Annotated in this window: 15 protein-coding genes; 10 read left to right on the plus strand and 5 right to left on the minus strand. The window is 60.4% G+C overall.

Going from position 1 to position 16856, the window contains the following annotated elements; all coding sequences use genetic code 11:
- Positions 1-22 precede the first annotated feature (22 nt).
- From ACR0J2_RS22540 to leuB, 3 genes are read right to left on the minus strand one after another with little or no spacing between them, the layout of a single operon-like run.
- On the minus strand, positions 23-1507 hold the full coding sequence (locus ACR0J2_RS22540; protein ID WP_480813932.1) for an aldehyde dehydrogenase: 1485 nt from the start codon (positions 1505-1507) through the stop codon (positions 23-25).
- Complete coding sequence (locus ACR0J2_RS22545; RefSeq protein WP_480813933.1) at positions 1504-3168, minus strand: GMC family oxidoreductase; 1665 nt, start codon at positions 3166-3168, stop codon at positions 1504-1506. The genes ACR0J2_RS22540 and ACR0J2_RS22545 overlap by 4 nt, the downstream gene beginning before the upstream one ends.
- Positions 3165-4250: a 3-isopropylmalate dehydrogenase gene (gene leuB / locus ACR0J2_RS22550; RefSeq protein WP_480813934.1), complete on the minus strand. Its 1086-nt coding sequence runs from the start codon at positions 4248-4250 to the stop codon at positions 3165-3167. Before leuB ends, ACR0J2_RS22545 begins: the two co-directional genes overlap by 4 nt.
- Positions 4251-4356: 106 nt before the next feature.
- Between leuB and ACR0J2_RS22555 the strand changes: the two genes are divergently transcribed.
- The gene (locus ACR0J2_RS22555; protein ID WP_480813935.1) at positions 4357-5232 is read left to right on the plus strand and encodes a LysR family transcriptional regulator; all 876 of its coding nucleotides are present in this window, start codon (positions 4357-4359) and stop codon (positions 5230-5232) included.
- A 120-nt stretch (positions 5233-5352) separates the two neighbouring features.
- The gene (locus tag ACR0J2_RS22560; protein WP_480813936.1) at positions 5353-6981 is read left to right on the plus strand and encodes a N,N-dimethylformamidase beta subunit family domain-containing protein; all 1629 of its coding nucleotides are present in this window, start codon (positions 5353-5355) and stop codon (positions 6979-6981) included.
- 30 nt (positions 6982-7011) lie between these two features.
- Here the strand turns inward: ACR0J2_RS22560 and ACR0J2_RS22565 are convergent, their stop codons facing one another.
- Entirely contained in the window at positions 7012-7536 is a 525-nt protein-coding gene (locus ACR0J2_RS22565) for a ZrgA family zinc uptake protein (RefSeq protein ID WP_480813937.1), read from the minus strand.
- A gap of 255 nt (positions 7537-7791) precedes the next feature.
- Between ACR0J2_RS22565 and ACR0J2_RS22570 the strand changes: the two genes are divergently transcribed.
- Positions 7792-9063, plus strand: coding sequence for an imelysin family protein (locus ACR0J2_RS22570; RefSeq protein ID WP_480813938.1), 1272 nt, complete (start codon positions 7792-7794; stop codon positions 9061-9063).
- Between the two features lie 125 nt (positions 9064-9188).
- Here ACR0J2_RS22570 and ACR0J2_RS22575 read toward each other — a convergent pair whose 3' ends face one another.
- Positions 9189-9332 carry a hypothetical protein gene (locus tag ACR0J2_RS22575; RefSeq protein WP_480441793.1) on the minus strand — a complete coding sequence of 48 codons (144 nt, stop codon included), beginning with the start codon at positions 9330-9332 and terminating at the stop codon, positions 9189-9191.
- Here ACR0J2_RS22575 and ACR0J2_RS22580 point away from each other — a divergent pair.
- The 7 genes from ACR0J2_RS22580 (at position 9282) to ACR0J2_RS22610 (ending at position 16789) form a co-directional block, all read left to right on the plus strand.
- Complete coding sequence (locus ACR0J2_RS22580) at positions 9282-9515, plus strand: (2Fe-2S)-binding protein (protein WP_480813971.1); 234 nt, start codon at positions 9282-9284, stop codon at positions 9513-9515. The two genes, ACR0J2_RS22575 and ACR0J2_RS22580, sit on opposite strands and share 51 nt — an antisense overlap.
- A complete protein-coding gene (bfr, locus tag ACR0J2_RS22585; protein ID WP_480813939.1) occupies positions 9463-9948 on the plus strand; it encodes a bacterioferritin in 486 nt (161 codons plus the stop codon). The genes ACR0J2_RS22580 and bfr overlap by 53 nt, the downstream gene beginning before the upstream one ends.
- On the plus strand, positions 9908-11455 hold the full coding sequence (locus ACR0J2_RS22590) for a di-heme oxidoreductase family protein (RefSeq protein WP_480813940.1): 1548 nt from the start codon (positions 9908-9910) through the stop codon (positions 11453-11455). The genes bfr and ACR0J2_RS22590 overlap by 41 nt, the downstream gene beginning before the upstream one ends.
- A 3-nt stretch (positions 11456-11458) precedes the next feature.
- The gene (locus ACR0J2_RS22595; RefSeq protein WP_480813941.1) at positions 11459-12469 is read left to right on the plus strand and encodes an imelysin family protein; all 1011 of its coding nucleotides are present in this window, start codon (positions 11459-11461) and stop codon (positions 12467-12469) included.
- A 5-nt stretch (positions 12470-12474) separates the two neighbouring features.
- On the plus strand, positions 12475-13560 hold the full coding sequence (locus tag ACR0J2_RS22600) for a DUF1513 domain-containing protein (RefSeq protein ID WP_480813942.1): 1086 nt from the start codon (positions 12475-12477) through the stop codon (positions 13558-13560).
- 103 nt (positions 13561-13663) lie between these two features.
- Positions 13664-15553 (plus strand): biosynthetic arginine decarboxylase, encoded by a 1890-nt coding sequence (gene speA / locus ACR0J2_RS22605; protein WP_480813943.1) that lies wholly within the window; start codon positions 13664-13666, stop codon positions 15551-15553.
- 24 nt (positions 15554-15577) lie between these two features.
- On the plus strand, positions 15578-16789 hold the full coding sequence (locus tag ACR0J2_RS22610) for a saccharopine dehydrogenase family protein (protein ID WP_480813944.1): 1212 nt from the start codon (positions 15578-15580) through the stop codon (positions 16787-16789).
- Positions 16790-16856 lie beyond the last annotated feature (67 nt).

Below are 16856 nucleotides of genomic sequence, written 5' to 3' on the forward strand. Positions count from 1 at the left end.
AAATGCCCATCCTCGCACCCACTCAATCCGCGAAAGGATCAGGTTGATGCGGGTTCGTCGACAGCCAGACGGATTTGGTCTGCATGAAACAGCGCATCCCTTCCCAGCCGTTTTCGCGCCCGTAGCCTGATTGTTTCATGCCTCCAACCGGCGACTGGGTGGCTGCGTCGAAGTAGTTGTTGATATAGACGGTCCCGGCCTCGATCCGGGACGCCACCCGCATCGCGCGTGCGACATCGCGGGTCCATATCCCGGCGGCCAGCCCGTAAACCGTATCATTGGCGATGCGAATGGCCTCGGGTTCCTCGGTCCAGGCTTCGGTGCTGACAACCGGGCCAAAAACTTCGTTTTGCGCCAGATCGGCAGAGTTCGGGACATCGGAAAAGATGGTGGGACCGATATAATAGCCCTTGTCCCGGCAGGCTGTGCGTCCGTCCAGTCGCAGGTTGTGACCGGCCTCCTCAGCGGCGGCGATCCGGCTCAGAACAGATTCATAATGTGGCCGGTTGGCTATCGGCCCGATTTGGGTTGCGGGATCAAGCGGGTCGCCGACCCGCGCCTTTTTCACGACATCCACCAGGCGGTCGGTGAAATCTTCGATCACTTCGGCATGCACCAGCAGGCGCGAGCCGGAAATGCAGCTTTGCCCACCGGGTGGAAATATCCCGGCAGCCACGCCATTCACCGCCAGTTCCAGATCCGCATCCGGAAACACGATTTGCGGCGACTTGCCGCCCAGTTCCATCACCACCGGTTTGACCTGTTGCGCAGCCGCGATTGCTGCGGCCCGCCCGCCAGCCGTGCCGCCGGTAAAACTGACCATGCGCACATCCGGGTGTTCGATCATCGGTTTGGCGGTTGTCGGCCCATAACCTGTGACCACATTCAGAACCCCGGGCGGCAGATCGGCCTCGAGCAAGATGTCCATCAGCTCAAGCGTCGAACAACTGGAATGCTCCGAAGGTTTGATCACAACGGTATTTCCCGCCGCCAGACAAGGCGCAAGCTTCCAGATCAGCGTACCCAACGGAGAGTTCCACGGCAGCACCTGTGCCACCACGCCGAACGGCTCCCATGTCATGTAGTTGTGGATGTCCGGTGCCTCGGCCGGAATCACGCGGCCTTCGAACTTGTCGCACATGCCTGCGTAATAATGCCAGCTGTCGATCTGCCACTGACCCGGTTGCAAGCCCGGCGTGATCATGGAAGGCAGCTTGCCATTGTCCTGTGTCTCAATCACCCCAAGACGCTCGGCGTGTCGGGAAGTCACGTCCCCGATCCGGCGCAGCACCCGCCCACGTTCGGCGGGCTGCATTCGACCCCAGGGTCCGTCGTAAAATGCCTTGCGCGCCTCCTCGACCGCTCGGTTCAGATCTGTTTCGCGGCAATCCGGTACACGGGCCCATACTTCTCCGTTGGCGGGGATTTCGCTGTTGATATATGCGCCGCCCGCCGGGTCGTGCCATTGGTTGCCGGTAAAGTACCGAAAGGTCCGGATATTGCTCATGACGCGGTCTCCATTGGATGTTCAGCGGGAAGAGGTGCCCGGCCAAGGATCATGTCGGCGGCTTTCTCGGCCATCATCACAACAGTTGCGTAAAGGTTTCCGGTGATCTGAGCGGGCATGGCCGAGGCATCGCAGACCCGCAGCCCCTCAACCCCGTGCACGCGCAGTTGGGAATCCAGCACCTCACCCATCCGGGCAGTGCAGCACAGGTGATGGCCGGTATAGGCGGTTCTTCGGATGGCATCGGTAATCTGCGCATCGGTTTTGGCCCCGTGCCACGGGCCGATTTCACCCGTCAGATATTGCGCGATCTGGGGTTGTGCCATCACCTCGCGCATCGCGGAAACGCCACGCTTCAGACACTCCAGGTCGCGGGGGTCGGCGAAGTAATTGGGGTCGATGACCGGGTGCAGAAGAGGGTCCGTGCCGGACAATCGAACCGTACCCTCCGAGATCGGTCGTTCCAGATTGATGTCGATCTGCACACCAGGTCGCGCCATCTTTCGCCCGCGCACCAGTAACTTGCGGCCTAATCGGTTCAGCAACGGCACAGTTTCATGCGCACTGTCACCCAGGTTTTCCTCAACCACCATCGGGGTCATGTGCACCTGAAGCTCGGGCCATTTGGGGTCGTCGAAGGCGTGAAACAGCACTGTCGAGAAAAAAGCGCCGCCCCCGGGGCCCGATCCGTTCAGCAACCATCGTCCCATCAGCAGAGCTGCCCTGTCCAGACGCTGATGTTTGGCGTGGCTCAGGTCCGCGCGGTCCGATCCGAACTGCATCGACACATTCGGGTGATCCGAAAGATGCGCGCCAACCGAGGGCAGGTCGACCAAAACATCGATATCATGAAACCGCAGATGATCTGCCGGTCCAATCCCCGACAACATCAACAACTGCGGCGTCCCGATGGCGCCCTGACACAGGATCACTTCGCGCTCTGCCCGGATGACCTCACCCGTCAAGGTTAGCAGTCCGACGGCACGGCAGTCTTCGGTGACAACCCGCGCAACATGAACGCCAGTGCGGACGGTCAGGTTCTTTGGCCGGGATTTCAGGTAGGCAATCGCCGCCGACTGCCGGACGCCTTTGGCAACCGTGCTGTCATTGCGCGCCACACCTGTTCTGTGCGGACCGTTCAGATCGTCCAGTTCGCGATGCCCGGCGGCTGCCGCCGCCGCGATAAACGCCTGCTCCATCAGGCCGAAATTGCGCGCCGGTTCCGTCTTCAGGGGGCCATCCGCGCCATGCCAGGCATCCCGTCTGTCACGGGCACCTTCGGCCCGGCGGAAATAAGGAAGGACCTCGGCGTAAGACCAGCCCGCCAGCCCCTTCTGCCGCCACAGATCATAGTCCGCCGCGACACCGCGCATGTAGATCATGCCATTGACGATCGAGGACCCGCCCAGCGCCTTGCCACGCGGATAGTAAACACAACGGCCCCCCAATCCGGGCTGAGCAACGGATGTATAGCCCCAGTCCAGCCTTGGGTTGCCGAACACGAATCCGTTCCCCGCAGGCATCCGAATAAACAGATCGCGCCCCTCTCCGCCCGCCTCGACCAGACAGACCGATATGTCCGGATCTTCGGCCAGCCGCGCCGCTAGAACGCATCCGGCCGAGCCGCCTCCGGCGATGACATAATCGAACGAACCACTCATTGCGGCAACCTGTCCAGAATGGCGCCGGTCATCTCGGCGCCGGTTGCTGCGCCGCCCAGATCGGGCGTCATGATCCCGTCCCGCAATGTGGCAGAAACAGCTCTGTGCAGGTGGTTTTCAGGGTCGGGCAGGCCAAAGCTGTATTTGAACATCATCCCGACCGACAGGATCGTCCCCACCGGATTGGCGTTCCCCTGACCCGCAATGTCCGGCGCAGACCCGGCGGTGCTTTCATACATGCCAAACACCGGACCACGGGCGGGACTGGCGCTCAGACTAGCCGACGGCAGCATACCCAGTGACCCCGCATACACCGCCGTCAGATCGCTGAGCACATCGCCCATCTGATTGCAGCACAACACGACATCAAATTCCGCAGGCCGCTGCATCAACTGATAGGCGCAATTGTCGGCGAACATGTTTTCGAATTCGACATCCGGGTATTCCTGCGCCACCTCGGTCACGACGTTTCGCCACAGTTTGTAGCTTTCCATGACATTGGATTTGTCGCAGCTGACCAGACGCCTGCGACGTTCGCGAGCCAACTGAAACCCACCATGTGCAAACCGGGCGACTTCGTTTTCGTCATAAGCGGTCAGGTCATAACCCTGCCGCACCCCATCGACCCGACGCTGGCCGCGTTCGCGGGCAAACATCGCACCGCCACACATTTCGCGCAGGATCAAAATGTCCGCCCTGTCGGCAACACCGGCCCGGAACGGGGTCCGGTTCATCAATCCTGCCCATGCCCGCGCGGGCCTTAGCCCCAGATAGGTCTGCAGATGGTGGCGCAGATACATCAGCCCGTCCTGGCATTCCGCGCCGCCGGATACCCGGATGTCATCCCAGTCGGGTCCGCCGACCGCGCCCACCAGAACAGCATCCGATGCCTTTGCAAGTTCCAGAACCTCGGGCGTGCAAAACGTGCCATGCACCTCCCACGAAGCGCCGTGCAGCAGCCCGTGCCTAACGCACAGCGCAATACCGTATCGCTGCGCCAGCACTTCGGCCACCTGCAGTCCATAGCCCACGATCTCGGGACCGATGCCATCGCCACCCAGCGCAAGAATCGTCTTTTCCATGGAACGACCCTGATTTGGTTCCGCAAACAGATTTGCCCGCTTGCAGCGAAAGAAAAAGACGGAAATGATGAATGAATATTGTTCCTACAATGAATGATTGTGACGCATGTCCATTCCCCTGCACCAGATCAACGCCTTCGACGCCGCCGCCCGCCACCTTAGCTTTTCCCGTGCAGCCGAGGAGTTGAACGTGCTGCAACCCGCGATCAGCCGCCATGTCGCGGCGCTTGAGGCGGAACTGGGGACCCGGCTTTTTGCCCGCACCAAGCCTCGCCTGACCCTGACAGAAGACGGGGTTTTGCTGGCCAAGGCAGTGTCACAAGGATTCGGGACCATCCGAGGCGGGCTTGACGCGGTGCGAACCCGCGCGCACGAGGACACGATCGTGGTCAGCGCCAGCATCGGTTTCACCAGCCTTTACCTGTTGCCGAGACTGGCCGGGTTTCAGGCGGATCACCCCGACACCAAGCTCCAGATTGTCACCCGGGATCAGAACCCAGACTATGATCCGGCAAAATGTGATGTCGTTATTCTTTTCGGCGAACACGGCATTCCGGGTTGCCCATCGCTGCAAATATTCCCCGAGCGCATGGTGGCCATTTGCCGCCCCGACCTGCTGCACAACGGGCAACCCTATTCCCGCGCGGCATTGGCCGGGCAAAAACTGCTGCATATGTCCGAGCGTGACCACAACGGCGATTGGGGGCGGTATTTCCAGGGAACCGGAAAGAAAGTGCCGCCACCACCCGGCCATGACACCTACCTCAGTTTCATGGTCTATCTGCGCGCCATTCAGAACGGTCTGGGCATCGGTATTGGCTGGCGGCCCTTGATTGACGAGTTTCTTGCCAACGGAACCCTGGCGCTGGCCTGTGACCACGAGCATGACAGCAAACGCGGCTACTTCTGCTCGGTCACGGCTTTGGGGAAAACTAAGACCGGCGCCCACCTGTTTCAGAACTGGATCGCGCAGGCGGCATGATGCGCGGTCCAGTGCCCCGCCGACAACAGCGTTTTCACTTTTCTGCTTGCAGGTTTCTCGCCATGATCGAACCACCGTGCAGGCACAGCGGATCGCAGCAAACCGATACAGGATGGCCCCATGACCAGATCGGAAAATCCCGGCCCCGCAACAACGCCGCGCACACGCGCCAAGGCCCGCCACATTCTGGATAACTATTATATCGGACCGGCCGGAGACGGCTCAGTTCTGGAAATTTGGGGCTATACGGACCGCATGTCCTATGCACCGGGCGATCGGGTTGCGTTGCGGGTTTCGACCACTGCCCAAAACTGGACACTGGAAATTGGCCGCGACGGGCAGGATTACGAGCCGCTGCTTCACGAAACCAACCTGCCCGGCATGCACCAAACCACCCCGCCGGACTGTTCGGTGAATGGATGTGACTGGGCCGTCGCCTACGAATTCACCATCCCCGATGACTGGCGCCCGGGCGGATACCTGATCACCTTCAGTGCGGAGCAGGACGGCGACCGGGTCGAAGAGCATCACCTGTTTCTGCTGCGCCGCGCGGCGGATCGCCTGCCCGCCCCTTACGTTCTGGTCTGTGCCACCGGCACTTGGTTGGCCTACAACTGCTGGGGAGGTTCGAACCATTATCAGGGCATCACGGGCGCAGACGGTGATGCATTTTCACCTGTGGTTTCGACCCGGCGCCCCTGGACCCGTGGGTTTTGTAAACTGCCCCACGGCGCCCCGCGCGCGGTTCCCGAAGCCCCGCATGTGCCCGGTGGAATGGTACGTTACCCCTACATGGAATGGGCCTATTCCTATGGGTACTCCAAGAAATACGCCTCGGCCGGCTGGGCCAGTTACGAACGGCATTTTGCTGTGTGGGCCGAAGCGAACGGTTTTGATCTGGATTTTGCCACTCAGCACGATCTTGATGCTGACCCGGACCTGCTGAACCGCTGCAAATGTGCGATTTTCGTGGGTCACGACGAATACTGGTCTGCCCCGATGCGCCACGCCGTAGACCGGTTCACCGAAAACGGCGGCAAGGTGGCGCGGTTTGGCGGAAACTTCCTATGGCAGACCCGGATTCAGGATCAGGGCCGTCAGCAGGTCTGCTACAAATACAATGCCGATCAGGACCCTCTGTTAGGGACGAACCGGGACCATCTGGTCACATCCGCATGGGAAGTCGCCCCCGCCAACTGGCCCGGCGCACAGACCTTTGGCGCAAACGGACTGAGGGGCGTGTATGCCAGCCTCGGACGTTGCGCGGGTCAGGGCAGCGGCGGCTTCACCGTCTATCGCCCCCGACACTGGGCGTTTGCAGGCACCCAACTGGGTTACGGCGACCAACTGGGTGCGACCTCGCGCATTTTCGGGTACGAGGTGGATGGCGTCGACTACCTGATGGAGGATGGCCTGCCCTTTGCCAACGGAAATGACGGCACCGATCCAGAGGTCGAAATCCTTGCGCTGGGTCTGGCTGCAAATGTCGAACCCGACCACGGCGTCTGGGGTGAAACCGTCTACATCGGGGACGATGATGCCAGGTTCAAAGCGCAGGCAATCTTTGGAGAAGTCACCGAAGAAACGCTGGACCGTAGCACCCGCGGCAACGGGGTGATCGTGCACTGGCACCGCGGCAAGGGTGAGGTGTTCAACGCCGCCACCTGTGAATGGGTCATGGGGCTGACCCGGCGGGATTGGCAGGTTGAACGGATCACAAGGAACGTACTGACCCGGTTCGGTATCTGAACGTCGCGGACGCCGCGGTTGCTTTGCGTGCTATTGGATGCAGGCCAAACCGGCAATCGGGTCTGCGCGGGAAACTTCCTTTACCTGAGCAACATCGCCGCAAACAACCTGAAGCCGCAGCATCCCGGCGTTCGGAAACCTGTCGAAATACGCGAACTTTACTCGATCAAGCTGCTCTGCGTTCTGGCAAGTGATCCGATAGTCGGCAACAAATTCCATATGCCGTTCGTCACCTGCCTTGTCGCTCTGCCCCTGTGCGACGCTGGTCAGCGTTACATTCGCTGAGGCGTTAAAACAGCCAGCTTCGATCGGAGGTTCAAACAACTCCAGCGGTTTGGACAGGTCCGACACGGCCCGGGCTACCAGCACGCGATCGTCGTTGTTTTCCGCCGGATGTTCGAACCCGACGATGTCCGCTCCGGGCGCGGACAATGAGAGCTTTATGCTCGTATCGGAGTGGGTAACGATCAGTGTTCCCGTACCGTGGCTATGCTGCGGATCAATGGGAGATTCTTCGGCCAGAACAACGACTGGCATCAGGGAAAATGCGACCATCGCTGCTTTCATAACCAGTGCACCGTTCAAAAAGAATCACCGGCTTTATTGTATTCCGATCCGTCAATCGCGCAATGTCAGCACCCCGGCCAGATCTCGCCAGATATGGGTAGGGGGCGCGGTCGGAACATAATACGACTATTTCCGACAATAAAACTCAGGTTGACATTCCTGACTAATTAAATCAGCTATAGGCGGAACGGTGCCTGCCACAAGACACCCGAACTATTGTTTCTGACAGGAAAGAAAATCATCATGACCAAACGCTTTGCCGCAGCGGGTACGTTGACACTACTTGCCGCAACTTCAGCAATTGCCGCTGATGCGCCCTCCCGGGCGGACGTTCTGAACACCTATGCCAATATCGCCGAAGCCACGTTTGAAGACAGCCTGATTGCCGCAAAATCCCTGCAAACCGCCGTCGACGCACTGATTGCCGATCCGTCCGACGCCACGCTGAACGCCGCACGCGCCGCGTGGGTCGCGGCCCGCGTGCCCTATCAGCAGACCGAAGTCTATCGCTTCGGCAACGCCATCGTCGACGACTGGGAAGGCAAGGTGAACGCATGGCCACTGGATGAGGGGCTGATCGACTATGTCGACGCCTCCTACGGCGGACCGACCGACGAGAATGAGTTTGCGGCGCTGAACGTCATCGCCAACCCCAGTTTCGATCTGTCCGGCAACACTATCGACGCCGCCGAAATCACGCCCGAATTGCTGAGTGAAACCCTGCACGAAGCAGACGGCATCGAGGCCAACGTCGCAACCGGCTATCACGCCATTGAATTCCTGCTTTGGGGCCAGGATCTGAACGGCCACGGCTCGGGCGCGGGAAACCGTCCTTATACCGACTATGTGCAGGGTGACGATTGCACCGGCGGCAACTGCGATCGCCGCGCTCAGTATCTGAGCGCCGCAACCGAACTGCTGGTCAGCGATCTGGAATGGATGGCCGCCCAGTGGCAGTCAGGCGGTGCGGCACGCGCCGCGCTGGCCGAAAGCGACAAGGCCGGTGTCAGCGCCATCCTCACCGGCATGGGCTCGCTGTCCTATGGCGAACAGGCGGGTGAGCGGATGCGCCTTGGCCTGATGCTGAACGACCCCGAGGAGGAGCATGATTGCTTCTCGGACAACACTCACAACAGCCATTACTACGACGGGCTGGGCATTCAGAACGTCTATCTGGGCAGCTATACCCGCATCGACGGCACACCGGTTTCCGGTGCGTCGCTGTCGGACCTGGTACTGGCCACCGACCCGTCGCTGGACGCTGAGATGAAAGTCAAACTGGCCAACACCATGCAGGCGCTGGGTCGTCTGAAGTCGACAGCCGAGGCAGGCTTTGCCTATGACCAGATGCTGGAACGCGGCAATGAAGGCGGTGAGGTCCTGATCATGGGCGGTGTGAACGGCCTGATCGACCAGACCAAGACCATTGAGCGTGTCGTGGCTGCGCTGGACCTGGATCAGGTCAGCATCGAAGGCTCGGACAGCCTGGATAACCCAGGTTCGGTGTTCGAATAAGACCTGTCTGGTCGGACACCCCCTCCCGGCCTGACTGAACCGGAAGCATCTGAACGTGGGTGCTTCCGGATATCCGGATCACCGGGGTTTGATGTGAAAAGCCGCATCTGAACCCCCAACTTGCATCAAAGCTCGACCGCAAAAATGGGCACATTACCATGATCATCTGCCACTGCACACATATCTCGGACCACGACATCCGCGCCGCGATCGACTGGATGCGCGCGTCTGACCCGCACACGGTGATCACGCCCGGAAAAATCTACCATGCGCTTGGGAAATCAGCGGATTGTGGCGGATGCATGCCGCTTTTTCTCGACTCGATGCGGTCCTGCGATAATCTGGAAGTCCCCATGCAACTCCGCGCCCTGCGCAGCGGAGCAACACAGGAGAGTGCAGATGAAAGGCGACCCCAAGGTCATCGAATACCTCAACAAATCCCTGCGGCATGAACTGACGGCGGTCAGCCAGTACTGGCTGCACTACCGCCTGCAAGAGGATTGGGGCCTTGGCCATATGGCCAAGAAAAGCCGCGAGGAAAGCATCGAAGAGATGGGCCATGCCGACAAGCTCATCGAACGGATCATCTTCCTGGAAGGGCATCCCAACCTGCAAAAACTCGATCCTCTGAGGATCGGCCAGACCCCGAAGGAAACGCTGGAATGCGACTTGGCGGCGGAACAGGATGCCCGCGCGCTTTATGTCGAAGCCCGGGAATATTGCCGCGAGGCGGGCGATTATGTGTTGATGTCATTGTTCGAGGATTTGATCAGCGATGAAGAAGGACATATCGACTTCCTCGAAACACAGCTCGACCTGTATGAAAGGATCGGCGAAGCCAATTATGCGCAGCTCAACGCGTCGAAAATGGACGAAGTGGACTAAACTCTGTCTTTTGTCGGTGGTCACGTGCGTGGCCACCCCCTCCCTGTCCGCCGAACTGCGTGACATTCACCTGAACTTCCAGCCCAGAACCGAGGAAGAGCGCAACCGGATCTCCGCCGTCACGGCGTTGCCCGATGATTTCAGCGCGCCGCAACGGTTCGAGGACCTGCCCGCCGGGGCGGCCACCGTGCGGGCGCGCCAGGACGCCGATGCCTTTTCACAACCCTCGGGCAATCTGAGCTTCGAGCAGGAGCTGGATTTCCGGGTCGGCAACGGGCTGTTCAGAAAGATTTGGGTCTCGTCCCCCGCATCTACATTGGCCTCGGACGGTCTGGGCCCGCTTTACAACGCCCGATCCTGTCAGCGATGCCACATCAAGGACGGGCGCGGCCATACGCCCAACAGCCCGGACGACAACGCGATATCGATGTTCCTGCGCGTGTCTGTTCCCGGTGGCCCCGACGACGGGTACTCCGAGATCGAGGACTACATCGCCACCCGACCCGAACCGAATTACGGCGGCCAGATGCAGGACCTTGCCTTGCCCGGCCATCCGGCCGAATACCGGCTGGATATCGCATATGAGGATGTCCTCGTTGAACTGTCGGAAGGCGAAACTGCCATCCTGCGCCGCCCAACCTACAGCGCGGCAGATCTGGGATACGGCCCGTTGCACCCGGACGCGATGTTCAGCCCCCGCGTGGCGCCACAGATGATCGGATTGGGGTTGCTTGAAGCCATCCCGGTCGACGATCTGCTGGCCAACGCCGATCCCGAAGATATGGATGGCGACGGAATTTCCGGACGCCCGAACATCGTCTGGTCAGCGGAATTTGGTGAACCGATGATGGGCCGGTTCGGCCATAAGGCCGGAATGCCGACGATCATGGAACAATCCGCCGCCGCCTTTGCCGGTGACATCGGCATTTCCAGCCCGCTCTACCCGGCCCCGCACGGCGATTGCACCGACCGCCAGACTGCTTGCGTTGCGGCCCCCCATGGCGATCAGGACATTCGGGAATTCGAAATTGACCAGCAGGGCATGGACCTGGTTGCATTCTACAGCCAGAACCTTGGCGTTCCGGCCCGACGCGATGTTGATGATCCGCAAGTGCTGCGCGGGAAAGAGGTGTTCTACACCTCCGGCTGTGTTTCCTGCCATACGCCCGCTTTCGTCACGCACCGCATGGACGACCGGCCTGAACACAGCTTTCAGTTGATCTGGCCGTATTCCGACCTGCTGCTGCACGACATGGGCGAGGGACTTGCAGACAACCGCCCCGAAGCCCGCGCCGATGGCCGGGAATGGCGCACCGCACCGCTGTGGGGCATTGGCTTCACCGAACAGGTGTCCGGCCATACCCAGTTTTTGCATGACGGGCGCGCCCGGTCGCTGCTTGAAGCCATCCTGTGGCATGGGGGTGAGGCGCAGGCGGCCCGGGACAGTGTTGTTTCGATGCCAAAAGCCGACCGCAATGCCCTTGTGCGTTTTCTCGAAAGTCTCTGACTCATGCGAATTCTCACCTTACTGGCTGCCCTCATACTGCCAATAGCTGTCCAGGCTCAGGATCGTCAGGCTGTACTCGCGAACACGGTGCAATCCCACATCCTGCCGCGATTTGCGCAGCTTGCGGGCGCGTCCGGCACACTGAAAGCATCGTCGCAGGCGGATTGCTCAACGGACGCCCCCGATCTGCGTGCGGCTTATCACGATGCCTTCGACGCATGGATTTCTGCCAGCCACCTGCGCTTTGGCCCATCGGAAACCGATGACCGCGCCTTTGCCCTGGCGTTCTGGCCCGACAGTAAAGGTTTCACGCCCAAGGCACTGTCAGTGCTGATCGCCCGGGAAGATGATGCGGTCTATTCCGCCGAAGGGTTCGCGGAAACATCCATCGCTGGGCGCGGTTTCTTTGCTTTGGAGCAGGTTCTGTTCGACCCGCAACTGTCCGTGGCAGGCGCGGATAACTATCGCTGCGCGCTGGTTCGGGCCATCGCGACAGATATCGAACGGAATGCGCGGGCTATTGACAACGACTGGCAGTCCTATGCCGGCAAAATGGCTCGACCCGGACCCGACGGCCCCTACCGGTCCGATGATGAAGCGATGCAGGAACTGTTCAAAGCCCTGATCACCGGTTTGGAATTTACCGCCGACACCCGCCTTGGCCGCCCCATGGGAACGCATGACCGCCCCCGCCCCAACCGGGCCGAGGCACGCCGGTCCGAACGATCCCTGCGCCATGTAGAATTGTCGCTGATCGCCTTGCACGATCTTGCCACTCATCTGTCGACTGGTCATCCCGGGATTGCCGATGATCTGGACGCCACCTTTGCAAGAGCCATAAGCCGGGCACAATCACTGGACGATCCGGCCTTTGCGGGTGTCGCCGATCCACAGGGACGCATCCGGGTCGAAGCGCTGCAACAGTCGATCAACGACATCCGCGCTATTGCCTCTACCGAACTCGGCCCGACCCTTGGCATCAGCGCCGGGTTCAACTCACTGGACGGAGACTGATCCGCATGACCACCCGCCGCCGCTTTCTGGTCGGTCTGACCGCCGCCGGTCTTGCCCCCATGAAGGGGTGGGCGTCGGTGGGCGGCCCGGACTATCTGGCTGCGGCGTTATTCCCGGATGATACGTACCGCCTGGCCGGGTTGGATGTGAACGGAACCATCCTGTTTTCCCTGCCATTGCCCGCCCGGGGCCACGCCGCCGCCGCGCATCCACACTTGCCGCAGGCGGTGGCCTTTGCCCGCCGTCCCGGCACCTTTGCCGCGGTGATTGATTGCGCCACTGGGGTGCAAATCGCCGAGTTGCAGGCCCCAAAAGGGCGCCATTTCTATGGCCACGGTACCTATTCGCGAGATGGAACAAGGCTTTACACGACCGAAAACGACTATGACGCTGGCGCGGGCATCATCGGCATCTGGAACGGCCAAGATTACACCCGGATCGGAGAGATTTCCTCGGGCGGTATCGGCCCGCACGACTTGCGCCTGATGCCGGATGGCGTTTCTTTGGTCGTCGCCAATGGCGGGATCGAAACCCATCCCGACACGGGCCGCACCAAGCTGAACCTGCCGGTCATGAAACCTAACCTGACCTATCTTGACCTGTCCGGCGACATTCTGGAGACGGTGGAACTGCCGCGCGCGATGCACAAGAGCTCGACCCGTCATCTGGCAGTGCGCCGGGATGGCCTTGTTGCCTTTGCCATGCAATGGCACGGCGACGCGACCGCTCACCCGCCGTTATTGGGCCTGCATCACCGTGGTCAGGCGCCCAGGCTTTTGGCGGCACCCGACACCGATCAAGCCACGCTTCAAGGCTACGCAGGAAGTATCGCGTTTTCTGCCAATGGCGAAACCGTCGCGATCACCTGCCCGCGCGGCAACGCGTTGCATCAGTTCAATGTCGCAGACGGGCGACTGGCCAGCATCCACCAGCTTGACGATGTATGCGGGTTAAGCGCAGGGCCTAAGGGGTATGTCTTTACCACCGGCACCGGAGTGATCGGCAGCCTGAGCGGCATCAGCGCCAACAATTTGGCCCAACTGGACTGCCAATGGGACAACCACCTGATCCCTGTCCGGGCGTTTGGCTGAACCTCGGCATTTTCCGTCGCATAGATTAAACTTGGACGAATCAAACTGCTACCGTATTGGCGGGCGCAAAACCGGCACTCCAGACTTACAAGGACTGACTTGATTGAAACACACGCCCAACGCACCGCATTCCATCTACGGGGTTGAAAAATGGGGCAAAGGCCTCATCGAGGTGACGAAGCAGGGCGAGATCGGTCTGCGCAATCCCATGGCGCCAGAGGCTGCGGCAATCAGCCTGCCCGGCATCCTGAGCGACCTTGAGGAACGCGGCATCAGGGCCCCGATGCTTTTGCGTATCAGTTCCTACCTGGAAAACGAGATCGCTCATATCAATGAGAGCTTCCGTGATGCGATTGCCCGTACCGGGTACAAGGGGCACTATCGCGGTGTCTTCCCGATCAAGGTGAACCAACAGGCGCAGGTCGTGGACCGGATCGTCGAGTTCGGGAAGAAGTACAATTACGGCCTGGAAGCCGGATCGAAACCCGAACTGGTGATCGCGCTTGCCCATCGTCTGGCCAGCGAAGCGCTAATCGTGTGCAACGGCGTCAAGGATGCGGAGTTCATCCAACTGGCAATCCTCAGCCGCAAGATCGGCTTTAACACCGTCATCGTGCTGGAAAGCCCGAAAGAGGCTGACACGGTGATCGAGGTCTATAACGATCTGGGCATCGAGCCCTTGATCGGTGTGCGGGTCAAACTGACCAACCAGATCAGCGGCAAGTGGGAAGAAAGCTCGGGCGACCGGTCCGCCTTTGGCATGAACACCGATCAGCTGGTCGCTACTGTCGACAAACTGAAAGCGGCCGGTCTGCTGCATTGCCTGAAGCTGCAGCACTCGCATCTCGGATCTCAGGTGCAGGACGTCAACGACGTGCGCCGCGCCGTGGGCGAGGCTTGCCGCTATTACACCGAGCTGACGCGCGAAGGTGTACCGCTGACCCATCTGGACCTCGGCGGCGGCATGGGTGTGGACTATACCGGCGAAAAGAAAGCCGCCGAGAACTCGATCAACTACACGGTCGAGGAATACTGCGCCAATGTCGTCGAAACCGTGGCCTACGCGATGGATGAGGCCGAAGTGGCCCACCCGACTCTGGTCACCGAAAGCGGTCGCGCTGTGGTGGCAACCTCGTCGATGCTGCTGTTCAACGTGCTGGAAAGCACGCTCTACGATGCGCCCAACGGGCCCGAGGTGGAACCCGATGATCACCATATGGTTTCGGATCTGGCCGCTGTGTCCAGTTACCTCAGCAGCGACCGGTTGCAGGAATGCTGGAACGACGCCACCTTCTATCGCAATGAACTGCGTGCCCTGTTCCGGCGCGGCTATGTCGACCTGCGCCAGATGGCCCGGGCCGAGCGCATTTACCTGTCGCTGATGACCCGCCTCAAGGCGCTTGCGGCCAGCGACGATCTGGAAACCGATGTGGACGACCAGCTTGAAAAAGTGGCCGATATCTACCACTGCAACTTCTCGCTGTTTCAGTCCCTGCCCGATGTCTGGGCCATCGACCAGTTGCACCCAATCGTCCCGCTGCAGGGCTTGAACGAAACACCGGACCGCCGCGCGGTCCTGTCCGACATCACCTGCGACAGCGACGGCAAAATCGACCGCTTCATCCTGGCCGATGGTGTCTCTCCCAGCCTGCCGGTGCATTCGCTGCCTGAAGACGGCGAATACTACATGGGCGTCTTCTTCGTTGGCGCCTATCAGGAAACGCTGGGCGATCTGCATAACCTGTTTGGTGATACCAACGTCGTCACCATCGACCTGCGCGTTGACGGCGGCTTCGACCTGCTGCACGAGCAGGAAGGCGACACCATCTCCGAAGTTCTGTCCTATGTCGAGTTTGATCCCGGCGACTGCGTCGCTGCCTTCCGCAAAATGGTGGACGAGGCGATCTCGACCGGTACTCTGAAAGCCAAGGACCGCAAAACCCTGATGAGCGCCTACCGCGACTCGATCAACGGCTACACCTATTACGAATAACCCCCTGTGAGAGGAGAAAACCCCATGGGCAAAACACTGGTTGTCGGCGCAGGCGGCGTATCCCACGCCGCCGTGCACAAGATGGCAATGAATTCAGACATCTTCACCGAGATCACTCTGGCCAGCCGCACGAAATCAAAATGCGACGCCATCGCCAAATCGGTGAAAGAACGTGTTGGCGTGGAAATCGCCACCGCCGAACTCGACGCGTACAAGGTTGAAGACACGGTCAAGCTGATCAGGGAAACCGGTGCAGAAATCCTCGTGAACCTCGCCCTGCCCTATCAGGACCTGGTGCTGATGGACGCGTGTCTCGAGGCCGGCATCCACTATCTCGACACCGCAAACTATGAGCCCGAGGATGTGGCCAAATTTGAATACCACTGGCAGTGGGCCTATCAGGAGCGGTTCAAAGAGGCCGGCCTGACCGCCATCCTCGGCTCGGGTTTCGATCCGGGCGTTACCAGCGTGTTCGCCAAATGGCTCAAGAAACACAAGCTGGACACCATTCGTCAGATCGACGTTCTGGACGCCAATGGCGGCTCGAACGATCAGGAATTCGCCACCAACTTCAACCCGGAGATTAACCTGCGCGAAGTGCTGGCCGAGGTCCGCCACTGGGAAGGCGGCGAGTGGAAGCACTCCCCCGCCATGACCCACAAGGTCGAGTTCGATTTTCCCGCCATCGGCCCCAAGAACATGTACCTGATGTATCACGAGGAACTGGAATCGCTCTCGACCCACTTCCCCGAGATCGAGCGCGCCCGCTTCTGGATGACCTTCGGTGACGCCTATATCACCCACGCCAAAGTGCTGGAAAACGTCGGCATGACCCGCATCGACCCGGTGATGCACGACGGCAAGGAAATCATCCCGATCCAGTTCCTGAAAACCCTGCTGCCCGATCCTGGCGATCTGGGCGCGGAAACCAAGGGCAAAGCCTGCATCGGCGACATCGCCACGGGTCAGGCCAAGGATGGCTCGGGCGAGAAGACCTATTACATCTACAACATCTGCGACCACGAGGAATGCTATGCCGAGGTCGGCAGCCAGGCTGTCAGCTACACCACCGGCGTCCCCGCCATGATCGGCGCGGCACAGGTACTGAAGGGCAACTGGACCCAGCCCGGCGTGTGGAACATGGAACAGCTCGACCCGGACGATTTCATGGACATGCTGAACGAACATGGTCTGCCATGGCAGGTTCACGAACTCGCCGGTCCCGTCGAATTCTGATCTGGTCTTCATCTTTTCCCAAATACTCCGGGGGTCCGGGGGCAGCGCCCCCGGCCTCTCCACCCCA

The sequence above is a fragment of the Ruegeria sp. CG4 genome (genome assembly GCF_056537185.1).